This is a genomic window from Streptomyces sp. E-08, assembly GCF_049913095.1.
GTDB lineage: Bacteria > Actinomycetota > Actinomycetes > Streptomycetales > Streptomycetaceae > Streptomyces.
Map to the genome: position 1 here is coordinate 2,715,248 of NZ_CP183971.1, position 12,378 is coordinate 2,727,625.

12 protein-coding genes are annotated in these 12,378 nt (G+C 74.6%); 7 read left to right on the plus strand and 5 right to left on the minus strand.

The features are described 5' to 3' along the window. Positions 1–31 precede the first annotated feature (31 nt). The 6 genes from ACN9MM_RS12430 (at position 32) to ACN9MM_RS12455 (ending at position 7,004) form a co-directional block, all read left to right on the plus strand. On the plus strand, positions 32–1,243 hold the full coding sequence (locus tag ACN9MM_RS12430) for an alpha/beta hydrolase (RefSeq protein ID WP_426363682.1): 1,212 nt from the start codon (positions 32–34) through the stop codon (positions 1,241–1,243). Positions 1,244–1,317: 74 nt separating this feature from the next. Next, the gene (locus ACN9MM_RS12435) at positions 1,318–2,247 is read left to right on the plus strand and encodes a DUF4429 domain-containing protein (protein WP_426363683.1); all 930 of its coding nucleotides are present in this window, start codon (positions 1,318–1,320) and stop codon (positions 2,245–2,247) included. 361 nt (positions 2,248–2,608) lie between these two features. Next, positions 2,609–3,937 (plus strand): sensor histidine kinase, encoded by a 1,329-nt coding sequence (locus ACN9MM_RS12440; RefSeq protein ID WP_426363684.1) that lies wholly within the window; start codon positions 2,609–2,611, stop codon positions 3,935–3,937. After that, positions 3,934–4,617 (plus strand): response regulator, encoded by a 684-nt coding sequence (locus ACN9MM_RS12445; RefSeq protein WP_426363685.1) that lies wholly within the window; start codon positions 3,934–3,936, stop codon positions 4,615–4,617. Before ACN9MM_RS12440 ends, ACN9MM_RS12445 begins: the two co-directional genes overlap by 4 nt. A 213-nt stretch (positions 4,618–4,830) precedes the next feature. Continuing rightward, complete coding sequence (locus tag ACN9MM_RS12450) at positions 4,831–5,811, plus strand: alpha/beta hydrolase (RefSeq protein ID WP_426363686.1); 981 nt, start codon at positions 4,831–4,833, stop codon at positions 5,809–5,811. After that, complete coding sequence (locus ACN9MM_RS12455; protein WP_426363687.1) at positions 5,808–7,004, plus strand: acyltransferase family protein; 1,197 nt, start codon at positions 5,808–5,810, stop codon at positions 7,002–7,004. Before ACN9MM_RS12450 ends, ACN9MM_RS12455 begins: the two co-directional genes overlap by 4 nt. 96 nt (positions 7,005–7,100) lie before the next feature. On the opposite strand, the gene ACN9MM_RS12460 is transcribed toward ACN9MM_RS12455, so the two are convergent. Together ACN9MM_RS12460 and ACN9MM_RS12465 are read right to left on the minus strand one after the other, a co-directional pair. Then, entirely contained in the window at positions 7,101–8,126 is a 1,026-nt protein-coding gene (locus ACN9MM_RS12460; RefSeq protein WP_426363688.1) for an aldo/keto reductase, read from the minus strand. Further along, on the minus strand, positions 8,123–8,542 hold the full coding sequence (locus ACN9MM_RS12465) for a MerR family transcriptional regulator (protein WP_426363689.1): 420 nt from the start codon (positions 8,540–8,542) through the stop codon (positions 8,123–8,125). Before ACN9MM_RS12465 ends, ACN9MM_RS12460 begins: the two co-directional genes overlap by 4 nt. 52 nt (positions 8,543–8,594) lie before the next feature. Here ACN9MM_RS12465 and ACN9MM_RS12470 point away from each other — a divergent pair, with 52 nt between their 5' ends. Continuing rightward, entirely contained in the window at positions 8,595–9,425 is an 831-nt protein-coding gene (locus tag ACN9MM_RS12470) for a serine hydrolase domain-containing protein (RefSeq protein ID WP_426363690.1), read from the plus strand. A gap of 15 nt (positions 9,426–9,440) precedes the next feature. Here the strand turns inward: ACN9MM_RS12470 and ACN9MM_RS12475 are convergent, their stop codons facing one another. The 3 genes from ACN9MM_RS12475 to ACN9MM_RS12485 all read right to left on the minus strand — a co-directional run bounded on the left by ACN9MM_RS12475 (position 9,441) and on the right by ACN9MM_RS12485 (position 12,330). After that, positions 9,441–10,052, minus strand: a complete 612-nt coding sequence (locus ACN9MM_RS12475) for a hypothetical protein (RefSeq protein WP_426363691.1) — start codon at positions 10,050–10,052, stop codon at positions 9,441–9,443. Between the two features lie 74 nt (positions 10,053–10,126). Continuing rightward, positions 10,127–11,638, minus strand: coding sequence for a sensor histidine kinase (locus ACN9MM_RS12480; RefSeq protein WP_426363692.1), 1,512 nt, complete (start codon positions 11,636–11,638; stop codon positions 10,127–10,129). Between the two features lie 8 nt (positions 11,639–11,646). Further along, entirely contained in the window at positions 11,647–12,330 is a 684-nt protein-coding gene (locus tag ACN9MM_RS12485; RefSeq protein WP_426363693.1) for a response regulator, read from the minus strand. Positions 12,331–12,378 lie beyond the last annotated feature (48 nt).

Consider the following 12,378-nt stretch of genomic DNA (forward strand, 5'->3'; position numbering starts at 1 on the left):
CCGTCACCCACGCCCCGTAGGGTGGCCGCCCGTGACCTCCGTCGACACCTCGCCCGCGCTCGTCGCCACGCGCGCGCTCCTCGCGCTCGCCGTCGTGTTCGTGCTCCTCGCGACCACCGGGTGGACCACGATCCGGCACCAGCCCGTGCCGTGGTCGTCCCGCGAGGCCGCGCTCGCCGCCTGGGTGCGGGACCGCATCCACCACCGTCCCCTGCCCGACCCGGGCGCACCGGCCGCCACCGTCGCCGCGTTCTTCGCCGGACTCGGCCCGGCCGACGGCGCCCGGCTCGCCGCCCGGCATCCGCTCGTCGTCGGCAACCTCAACGGCGCCCCGGTCACCCTGCGCTACCGCGCCAACCGGATCACCCTCGCGCGCGCGTACGCCGCCGAGCGGGGCAGGGTCGACGACACCCGACTCTCCCCCGAAGGCCGCCACGAGGCACGCCGCCGCGTCGACCGCTTCGCCTCGCTGATGCGGCCGGGCCGCCAGGTCCTCGCCTTCGACCCGAGCGGTACGGGACGGGCCGCCGAGGTCCTCGGCGACCTGGGGCGGGCCCGGCGCGTCTCCGTGATCGTGCCCGGCGTCGACACCAACCTGCTCACCTTCCAGAAGACCCACGGCCGGTACGGCGCCCCCGCCGGCATGGCCGAGGCCCTCTACTCGGCCGAGCGGCGGGCCGCGCCCCGCACGCGCGTGGCCGTGATCGCCTGGGCCGACTACACCGCGCCCGCCGGCGTGGGCGTCGACGCGGCGACCGGCCGGCTCGCCGAGGAGGGAGCCATACGCCTCGTGGGACTCACCGAGTCGCTGCCCCCGCACGCGCGCGTGGCGCTCTTCTGCCACAGCTACGGCTCCGTGCTCTGCGGGGTCGCCGCGCCCCGGCTGCCCTCCCGGGTGACCGACGTGGCCGTGGCCGGAAGCCCCGGGATGCGGGTCGAGCGGGCCGCCGAACTCGACAGCCCCGCGCGCGTGTGGGCCATGCGGGACGCCGACGACTGGATAGCGGACGTGCCGCACCTGGAGGTGGGCGGGCTCGGGCACGGGGCCGACCCGGTCGCGCCCGAGTTCGGCGCCCGGCTGCTCTCCGCACGCGGGGCGATCGGCCACAGCGGCTACTTCGAGCCGGGGACCCAGAGCCTCGGCAACTTCGCCGCGATAGGCGTCGGGGCGTACCCGCGGGTCGTCTGCGCACGTGCCGACAGCGCTTGCCACGACGGAATATCCGGCACGGAAGGGCTCTGACGCGCGTAGATCGCGCGATTTCGGGACCTTTCACAGGGGCGACGCCAGGGCACGCGCCGCTTACGATGAGGCGTATGGGTGATGTGCTGGCCGGAATTCATGCCACCTGGGAGCTCGAGAGCGACGCCCTCGTCATCCGCTTCGATCGGGGGATCCGCACGCCGAAGCTCCTCCACGCGCTGCGTGAGAGACGCGTACCGCTCGAGGCGCTGGCGTCGGTGACGCTCACGCCCGGGAAGCGGGGCACCGTCGTGCTCCACGCCGTGCCGCGGCCTGGCGCCGATCCGCTGATGGAGGCAGCCGCGGGGCAGCTCAAGGAGGGCAGCGATCCGTACCGCCTGGTGCTCCCGGCGGAACGCGAGCCGCTCGCCGAGCGCCACCGGGACGAGCTGCGGGCGCTCCTCGCCGCGCACGCGGGGGCCGCGGGGGCCGCCGGGTACGAGGCGTACGCGCCGGGCGACGGGGTCGTCGGGGGCGTCGCACCCGCCGACCGGTTCCTGGTGGCGCCCCCCACGGGGCCGCAGTCCTTCAAGGCGTACGACGGGAAGGCCACCTTCGACGGGACCTCCGAGGTCGCCTTCCGCTGGTCCTGGACGGGGGCGTCCACGGAGAAGTGGAAGGCCGGCGACCAGGTCTTCTCCGTACGGGACCTCTGCGGGGTCGAATGGCGCTCGCCGGACGGCGTCGACGGGTACCTGCGGCTGGTGCCACGGGGCGGCGGGCCCCGGGCCGAACGGCCCGACGAGGACCCGTCGTGCGTCGTCTTCGGGCGCTACGGGCCGGTCCACGAGTCCCTGGCCTTCGCCGCGGCGGTCCTCGCCGCGATCCGGGGCAAGGACCGCGCGCCCGTGCCTGTCCCCGTCGCGGCGGGCGGGGGCGGGGAGCGCCGGGATCCTGGGGCGGTGGCTGAAAGGATTCGGCATTTGGGGGAGTTGCATCAGGCGGGGCTGGTCACGGATGCGGAGTTCTCGGCGAAGAAGGCGGAACTCCTGGCGGAGCTTTGAGGGGGCGCGCCTTGCCGGGCGCCCGCGTGGGCCCGCCCCGCGTCCGTGTGGGCCCGTCCGGCGCCCTTCGCGGCGCCTCCGGAGTCCTGACCCGCACCACCGGGTGCCGTCACCACGGGTGCGGGTTCAGGCGCTGAAGCCTCTGGCGCCGGCATGGGCGCCGTTCCGTTGTGCCCACCCTCCCCCAAGCTCTCGGCTTCGCTCGAGCAGGGGGGACCCCCATCGCCCCGGCGGAACGCATGCCCACAACGGGGCCGGGTGGGGGTGCGTGGTGGGGTGGGGTCATACCTCGGTATCAGGTCTCGGTCCGGTCCTCGGTATGACGTCGGGGGGTGGGCGGGCTGCCTACGCTGGGCGGGTCATGGTTACCGCATCGCGGCCCGAGCCGCCCTCCGCCTCCCTGCCCGCCGCCCGCCGTCTCTGGGGCCGGTCCCGCGAGATGTTCCAGGGGCTCGGGGCCGCGCTCACCACGCCCACCACGCCGGGCGCCCCGCTGCTCGCGGGTGCCTCGGGCCGGTGGGTGCGGCTGCTGCCGTACGTCGTCGCCGTCGCGTTCAGCGCCGCGCTCCTCCCCTCCACCGTCCTGCTCCTCGTCAACGACTACGGCGTCAACGGCGCCCTCGCCGGCGCCCTCGGCACCGCCCAGGCCGCGCCGCTCCTCCTCGCCGTCACCCGCCCCCTCCAGGCCTGGTGGGTGATCTTCACCGCCGACGTGCTCGGCGCGCTCGTGCTGCTCGGCTCGGACGGCCCCCACGCGGAGCTGTGGCCGTGGACCCCGCCGGTCGTCATCGGCTACTGCGCGCTGATGGTCGCGCTCGGGCTGCGCGAGTCCCGCCGGGCGCTGTTCGGGGTGTGGCTGGCCACCGGCGTGGCCGGTTTCGCCCTGGAGGCGTTCCAGCCCGCCGGGCTCACCAGCCTCCACGCCCTGCTGCTCGTCCTCAGCGGCGTGCTGCTGCTCCTCACCTCGGCGGTCCGCGCCCGCGGCGACGCGCAGCGGCGGCTCGCCGAGCAGGAGACCATCAACGAGGCCGAACGGGCCCGCCGGACGCTCCTGGAGGAGCGGGCCAGGATCGCGCGGGAGCTGCACGACGTCGTGGCCCACCACATGTCCGTGATCACGGTGCAGGCGGACTCGGCCCCGTACCGCATCCCGGAACTCCCGGACGCGGCCCGCGAGGAGTTCACGTCCATCGCGGCGAGCGCCCGCGAGTCGCTGGCCGAGATGCGCCGGCTGCTCTCCGTGCTCCGCAGTGACGGCAGCGAGGGCGAGCGCGCCCCGCAGCCGGGTCTCGACCGGGTCCAGCAGCTCGTCGAGGCGACCGTACGCGCGGGCGTGCCGGCCGAGCTGCGGCTCGCCGCGGACCTCGGGGAGGTGCCGCAGGCCGTGGACCTGTCCGCGTACCGGATCGTGCAGGAGGCCCTGGCGAACGTGGTGCGGCACGCGCCGGGGGCCTCGACCCGGGTGTCGGTCCGGGTCGACGAGGGGTGTCTGACGGTCCTCGTCGTCAACGGGCCGTCCCTGGAGGAGCGTTCCTCCGTGGAGCGGGGTGTCCCCGGCACCGGCCACGGGCTCGTCGGCATGCGGGAACGCGTACGGTTGACCGGCGGCTCGCTGGACACCGGGCCGCTGCCGGACGGCGGCTTCCGGGTCGCGGCCCGGCTTCCCCTGCGTACGAAGGACACCGAGTGACCATCCGCGTGATCATCGTCGACGACCAGGCCATGGTGCGGGCCGGTTTCGCCGCGCTGCTCGCCGCGCAGCCCGACATCGACGTGGTCGGCGAGGCGCCGGACGGGCGGCAGGGCGTGGACGTGGCGCGCTCGGCGCACCCGGACGTGGTCCTGATGGACGTACGGATGCCGGAGCTGGACGGGCTCGCCGCCGCCCGGGAGATCCTGCACCCGCCGGCCGGGGTCACGCACCGGCCGAAGGTGCTGATGCTGACGACCTTCGACGTCGACGACTACGTGTACGAGGCGCTGCGCGCGGGCGCGTCCGGTTTCCTCCTCAAGGACGCGCCGCCGGCGGACCTCATCGCGGCGGTACGGGTGGTGGCGGCGGGCGAGGCGCTGCTCGCCCCGTCCGTGACCCGCCGCCTCATCGCCGACTTCGCGGCCTCGCGTCCGGCGCCGCGCCGGGACACCGCGGCGCTGCGCCTGAACGGGCTCACCCCGCGCGAGACGGAGGTCCTGGAGCTGATCGCCCGCGGCCTGTCCAACCAGGAGATCGCCGACAGCCTGGTCCTCGCCGAGCAGACGGTGAAGACGCACATCGGCCGGGTCCTCGCCAAGCTGGACCTGCGCGACCGCGCGCAGGCGGTGGTCTTCGCGTACGAGTCGGGCCTGGTCACGCCCGGGGACTCGCGCTAGGGGGTGCCTTGTCGATCACGCCGCGAGCCCGGCCTGATCGGCAAGACACCCCCTAGCACCCGGGGGCTAGCCCCACCCCTTCCCTCCGGTTGGCTGCTCCTCCACCCCCTACCCCGGTATCAAAGGGGAGTTGGCCCCCCGGTGTGACGTGTCGTCACCCGTCGTCTTCCTACCTTCCTCTCGCCAACGAGAAGAGCGAGGGAGGGCGGGCCGATGCGCCGCTTCACGAGGACCCTGATCACCGCCGCGGTGGTGACCGGTGTGATCGCCGGCACCGCCGGCTGGGCGTCCGGGAACAGCCAGGAGGCCGTCACCGGGGCCCCGATGGGGACCGCGGCGTGGCGGGCGGCGGGGCTGCCGGACCCGGAGCGGATGGGCCCGGCCGAGGTCGCGCGCTTCTTCGCCGGGCTGAGTCCCGTACGGCAGCGGGAGCTGGCCCGGGCGCACCCCACGGTCGTCGGGAACCTCGACGGGGCGCCCCTGGAGCTGCGGTACGAGGCCAACGCCCGCTCCACCCGCGGGAAGTTCGGCGGGGCGCGGGTCCTCGCCCACGATCCGCGCGGCCGGGGGCAGGTGGCGCTGGTCTACGGGGACCTGGCGCGGGCCGAGCATGTGGCCGTGATCGTGCCCGGCTCCGACGTCGACGCGGCTCGTGTGCGGCCGCTCGCGGACATGGCGTCCGAGCTGCGCCGGGCGACCGGCGGCCGTACGGCGGTCGTCGCCTGGGCCGGGTACACGACGCCCCGGGGCGTCGGCCTGGACGCGGCCACCGGCCGGCTCGCCGAGGCCGGGGCGGACCGGCTGACCCGGTTCACGGACGGTCTCGCCGCGGTCGGCGCGGCCGAGCCGTCCCTCTTCTGCCACAGCTACGGCTCCGTGGTCTGCGGTCTCGCCGCCCATCAGCTGAAGGTCAAGGACCTGGTGGTGTTCGGCTCCCCCGGGATGCGCGCCGAGAACGTCTCCGACCTCGGAACGTCCGCCCGGGTCTGGGCGGCGAAGGATCCCACCGACTGGATCGACCGCGTCCCGAACGTCGAGTTCGCGGGGCTCGGGCACGGCGCCGACCCCACCGACCCGGCCTTCGGGGCGCGCCGGATCCCGGCCGGGGACGCCGACGGGCACGGCGGCTACTTCGCGCCCGGCACGTCCTCCCTCCGCGCGTTCGCCGCGATCGCCGAGGGGGATGTCCGATGAAGACGCTCGTCGCGAAGATCGAGTCCTCCACCCCCGCCCACCGCGACCGGGCGATCGACGGGCTCCGCGCCCTCGCGCTGCTCGCCGTGCCGACCGGGCACTGGCTGCTCGGCGGATTCACGCTCTCCTCCGACGGCGCGATCCACAACGCGAGCCCGCTGGGCACGTTCGCGGGGCTCGCGCCCGTCAGCTGGGTCCTCCAGATGCTGGGGATCTTCTTCCTGGTCGGCGGCTACGCCTCGGTCCTGTCGTACCGGCGCCACGAGGGCTCCATGCGCGCGTGGCTCGGCGGACGGCTCGCCCGGCTCGGGCGGCCGGTGCTCGGGGTCACCGCCGTGTGGGCGGCGCTGCTGCCGGTGCTGCACTTCGGTCTCGGGGTGCCCGTGGACACCCTGCGGACGGCGTCCACGCTGGTGATCCAGCCGCTCTGGTTCGTCGGGGTGTACACGGTGGTCACCGCGCTGACGCCGCTGTGCGTGCGGGCGGCCCGCCGCCTCGGGGTGTGGGCCGCGGCGCCGCTGCTCGGCTCGGTCGCCGTCGTCGACTTCCTGCGGTACGGGCCGTACGCCGACGCCGTGCCGTCCTGGCTGAGCCTGCTGAACATCCTGCCCGGCTGGCTGTTCGCGTACCAGCTCGGTGTCTCGTGGGGCGAGGGCCGGGTCACCCGGCGCCACGCGTGGGGGCTGCTGCTCGGCGGCGCCGCGCTGTTCGCCGCCCTGCTCCTGGCCTTCGGCTACCCGGCGTCGATGGTCGGCGTCCCCGGCGAGGCGCGCACCAACTCGCACCCGCCGTCGCTGCTCGTGCTGGCCCTCGCCGCCGCGCAGAGCGGTGCGGCGATCCTGCTGCGGGACCGGCTCGGCCGGTTCCTGAAGCGGCCCGCGGTGTGGGCGCCGGTCGTCGTGGTCAACCTGTCCGCGATGACGATCCTGTGCTGGCACCAGACGGCGATGCTCGCCGCGGCGGTCCCCGCCTCGTACTTCGGGGAGATCGCCGGTCTGGTCGGCGCGCCGGACTCGGTCGGCTGGATCCTCGCCCGGCTCGCCTGGATGCCGGTCTTCGCCGGTCTGCTGGTCCTGATCGGCCGGTACGCGCGCGGCTTCGAGTCCCCGTGGGCGAAGACCGGACCGGCCCGGCGCACCCTGGCGGGTCTCCTCGCGGCGGGCTTCGCGGTCTTCGCCCTGGGGCTGGCGTGAGGCCCGCCGGGGCCTCAGGCCCCCCGGGCCTCGGGCTCCCCGGGCCTCGGGCTCCCCGCGGTCCCAAGGCTCCCGGGCCTCGGGCTCCCCGGGACCTCAGGCCTCCCGGGCCGCCGACGTGGAGCTCATGTCCGGGTAGCGGTCGCCCGCCACCAGGCCGGCGATCGGCTCGAGTGCGGCGAGTTCGTCGGCGGTGAGGGTGATGCGGGTGGCGGCGGCGTTCTCAAGGAGGCGGGAGCGCTTGCGGGTGCCGGGGATGGGGACGACGGTGAGGCCGTGCACGGCGGCGCGCTGCTGGACCCAGGCGAGGGCGATCTGGGCCGGGGTCGCGCCGTGGGAGGCGGCGATCTTGCGGACCGGGTCGAGGAGGGCGGCGTTCCGCTCGGCGTTCTCGCCGGTGAACCGGGGCTGGTGCCGGCGGAAGTCGCCGCCCGTCAGGTCCTTGGCCGCGTCCACGAACGCGCCGGTGAGGAAGCCCCGGCCGAGCGGCGAGTACGGCACGAAGGTGACGCCGAGCTCGGCCGCGGCGCCGACGGCGCTGCGCTCCACGTCCCGCGAGAAGAGGGACCACTCCGACTGGAGGGCGGTGATCGGGTGCACGGCGTGGGCCTCGCGCAGCTCGGGCCCGGTGACCTCGCTCAGGCCCAGGAAGCGGACCTTGCCCTCCTGGACGAGTTCGGCCATGGCGCCGACGGACTCGGCGAACGGGATCCCCGGGTCGCGGCGGTGCATGTAGTAGAGGTCGATCGTCTCGACGCCGAGGCGGCGGAGGCTGTCCTCGGCGGCCTTCTTGACGTACGCCGGGTCGTTGCGGACGGCCCGGTAGGCCGGGTCGTCGGCGCGGCGCTCGATGGCGAACTTGGTGGCGAGGGTGACCTCGTCGCGGTGGGCGGCGAGGAAGGGCGCGAGGAACTCCTCGTTGGCGCCGCTGCCGTAGATGTCGGCGGTGTCGATCAGGGTGACGCCGGCCTCCAGGGCCGCGTCGAGGGTGTCGCGGGCGGCGGCCTCGTCGGTGTCCCCGTAGAAGTCGCTGATGCCCATGGCGCCGAAGCCCTGGACGCCGATCTCCGGCCCGTCCTGGCCGCCGAGACGAACGGTGTCGATCCTGGTCACGCTGGTCATGATGACGTTCCTCCGCATGCGGTCCCGTAATGACTGATCTTGATGTCGAGCACGGCGAGCGTGTCCTGGAGCTCGGTGATCCTGGTGAGGACGTCCCGCCGGGTGGCCTCCAGGAGCTCCCGCCGCGCGTCCCGGGTGTGGTCGCCCTCGCGCACCAGCTCGGCGTACCTGACCATGTCGGCGACCGGCATCCCGGTCAGCCGCAGCTTGCCGACGAAGGCCAGCCAGTCCAGGTCACGCTCGGTGAAGCGGCGCTGTCCCGTGTGGGAACGGTCGACGTGCGGCATCAGACCGATCCGCTCGTACCAGCGCAGGGTGTGCGCGGTGAGACCGGTCAGCGCGGCCACCTCGCTGATCGTGTAGCGGTCCTTCCCGGCGGTTCTCGTCGTGCTCTCGACGCTCTCGATCACGCTCATGGACCCCACGCTAAAACGTTGGAGTGCACTCGAAGCAAGTAGGCTCGGCCCCATGCAGAGCAGCGTGCCGAGCCTGGCGTCGATCGAGAACTGGCCCGTCCCCACCGCGGCCGCCGCAGTCGTCCGCGCGGACGGCACCGTGGCCGGGTCCCACGGCCCCACCGGACAGCGTTTCGCGCTCGCCTCGGTCACCAAGCCGCTCGCGGCGTACGCCGTCCTCGTCGCGTACGAGGAGGGGGCGATCGACCTCGACGAGCCGGCCGGGCCCGAGGGCGCGACCGTCCGCCACCTCCTCGCCCACACCTCGGGGCTCGCCTTCGACGAGAACCGGGTCATGGCCGCGCCGGGCACCCGGCGGATCTACTCCAACACCGGCTTCGAGGCCCTCGGCGACCACGTCGCCAAGGCCACCGACATCCCGTTCGCCGAGTACCTGCACCAGGCGGTCCTCGAACCCCTCGGCATGACGTCGACGACCCTGGACGGCTCGCCCGCGAAGGACGGCGTGTCGACGGTGGACGACCTCGTGCGGTTCGCCGCCGAGGTGCAGGCGCCGCGGCTGCTCGACGCGCGGACCGTCCTGGACGCGATGACCGTCACGTACCCCGGTCTCACCGGCATCCTGCCCGGCTACGGGCACCAGAGGCCGAACGACTGGGGGCTCGGCTTCGAGATCCGTGACGGCAAGTCCCCGCACTGGACCGGCGCGAGCTCCTCGCCGCGCACTTTCGGGCACTTCGGGCAGGCCGGCACGTTCCTGTGGATCGACCCGGACGCGCGGGCCGCCTGCGTGGCCCTCACGGACCGGCCCTTCGGACCGTGGGCGGTCGAGGCGTGGCCGCCGTTCACGGACGCGGTGCTGGCGGATCTGCGGGCGCGCTGACCGCGCGCACACCGCTCAGCGTTCGCACGCGGTCGCGGGGAGGGTGCCGTCGGCGCCCGTGAGGATCACCTCGACCATGCCCCCGCCGTCCTCCGCGTACGCGGCCGTGCACACCAGCTGCTGGACGGCCGCGTCCGACAGGTCCCTGACGGGGAACGGCGAGCGGATCCGGACGGTGTGGCGCCCCTCCGGGGTCAGCCCGGCCGCCGTGACCTGCTCGGTGCGCGGCGCCTGCGCCGACTTCGGGAGGTCCGTGGTCAGGCCCGCCGCGGTGTCGGCCCCGCCCGGGCCCGCGAGGAGCGCGGCGAGCACCTTGTCCGTGACGACCCGGGCGCCGTGCTCCTGCGAGGACTGGCCGGAGCCCATCCCCTGGGCCTTCCGCTCGGCCTCCTTGTCCGTGCCGCCCCAGGCGAACGTCGTCTCGGGGACCGGCATCCCGACCTCGCGGGCCACCGGGACCAGGCGGCCGTCCGGCCCGAGGAAGTAGAGCACCATCCGGAACTCGGGCGCCGGGGGGACGGCGATGGTCGCGGCGCCGCCCGCCTCGACGACGTCGCTGTCCTGTATGCCGCAGGCGGCGAGCGACAGGATGCCGAGCAGGGCCGCGGCGATCGCGCGGCGCCTCACGGGGACAGCGGGGCCGTACCGGCACCTCGCGGGGGCGTCGGTACGGCCCCGCACGGTGGCATCCCCGTGGCGCTTCACAGGGGCATCCGTACGGTGAAGACCGCCCCGCCCGCCGGATGGTTGGCGGCGCGGACGGTGCCGCCGTGCAGCCGGACGTTCTCCAGGGTGATCGCCAGGCCGAGGCCGCTGCCCGCCGAACGGGTCCTCGCCCGGTCCGCCTTGTAGAAGCGGTCGAAGACGTGCGGCAGGACGTCCGGGTCGATGCCCGGCCCCCGGTCGGCGACCTCCGTCACCAGCTCGTCCCCCTCCGCGTACAGCCTGACCGTCACCGGCGCCGCCCCGTGCCGCAGCGCGTTGCCGACGAGGTTGGCGACGACCACGTCGAAACGGCGCGGGTCGAGCCGGGCCCTGATCCCCTGCCCAAGGTACGCGACGACGTGCGCCGGATCGGTCCAGTGCCGGTGTTGGAGGGTCTTGCGGACGCAGTCGGCGGCGTCGACCTCGTCGGTGTGGAGCTCGGCGGCCCGCGCGTCGAAGCGGGAGATCTCCATCAGGTCCTCGACGAGCACGGCGAGCTTCCCGGTCTCGGCGCTGATGAGCCGGACGGCGCGGGCGGTGTCGCTGTCGAGGCTCTCGGCGTCCTCGTCGAGGACCTCGGTGACCGCGAGCATCCCGGCGAGCGGGGTGCGCAGCTCGTGCGAGACGTCGGAGGCGAAGCGGCGGGCACGGGCCTCGGCGTTGCGGAGTTCCGTGACGGAACGTTCCAGCTCGGCGGCGGACTCGTTGAACGTCCGGGCGAGATCGGCGAGTTCGTCGCTGCCCTTCGCGTGGATGCGGGTGTCGAGCCGGCCGCGCCCCATGCTGTGCGCCGCGTGCCGCAGTTCCCGTACGGGGCGGAGCACGCCGCGCGAGGCGATGAGCGCGGGGATCAGGGCCACGGCGAGGGCCGGAAGGGCGCCGTCGCGGGCGGCGCTGACCATGGCCTCGATGTTCGCCTCCTCGTCGTCGAGCTCCATGACGGCGTAGAAGACGAGACCGGTGGGCTGCGCCGTCCCCTTGTCCTTGTCCGTCCGGAAGACGGCGGGGACGGCGATGGTCAGGTACGGGGTGCCGTTCTTCACGACCCGCTGGAAGCTGCTGTGCGCGGTGGCCGAGCCGGCATGGGCGCGGGCCCGCAGCTCGGGCGTGATGACGGACGAGGTGGGGCGGTCCGTGGAGGACAGGTGGACGGAGCCGTACTCGGCGTAGACGCGCCAGGGACGCGGTTTGCCCTGCCGCGCCATGCTGAGGAGCACGTCGTGCAGCTGACCGGTGTCGACGGGCAGGGTGAGGACGAGCGGTTCGACCTGGTCGCGCAGGGCGGAGACGGCGGTGTTCTGGGTCTGCTCCAGGATGGCGTTGCGGGCGGCACGGTAGGTGAGCGCGGCGGTGGTGCCGCAGCCGACGGCCGCGACGAGGAGGAAGGCGAGCACCAGGCGGGTGCGGAGGCCGAAGGGGCGCAGGCGGGGGGTGCCGGCGCGGCGGCGGCGCCCCGGGGCCCGTCCGGTGTCGGCCGCCTCTTGAGCGCCGTCCGGCTCGGGGCTCACACAGGCCTTCACAGGGGCCCGAACCGGTAGCCGAAGCCGCGCAGGGTCTGGATGTACCGGGGCTCGCCCGGGGTGTCCTCGATCTTGTTCCGCAGGCGGCGGACACAGGCGTCCACCAGCCGGGCGTCCCCGTGGTAGCTGTGCTCCCAGACGTGTTCGAGCAGTTGCTGGCGGCTGAAGACCTGCTCGGGGGCGGCCGTGAGGTGCAGCAGCAGCTTCAGTTCGGACGGGGCGAGGGCGAGTCGCTCGCCCGACTTGGCGACGGTCAGACCCACCCGGTCGATGGCGAGCTCCCCGTGGAACTCGACGGCGGACCGGCCGGCCGCGGGCTCCTCGATGCGGCGCAGCACGGCGCGGATCCGGGCCTCGATGACCTCGGTACGGGCGGGCTTGACGATGTAGTCGTCGGCCCCGGCCTCCAGGCCGACGACGACGTCGAAGTCGTCACCGCGCGCGGTGAGCATGATGATCGGCAGCTGGCTGCTCTCCCGGACCCGGCGGCAGACCTGGACGCCGTTCATGCCGGGCAGCATCAGGTCCAGGAGCAGCAGGTCGGGCCGGAACTCGCCGAGCGCGGCGAGCCCCGCCTCGCCGGTGGGGGCGGTGCGCACGTCGTGCCCGCGGCGGCGGAGGCCGAGCTCGACGCCCTCACGGACGGAGGGGTCGTCTTCTATCAGGAGCACGCGGGGCATGTGTGGAGTATCCCAAGGTCGATGGCGTCCCCTGCCGGGGAGGGTGCT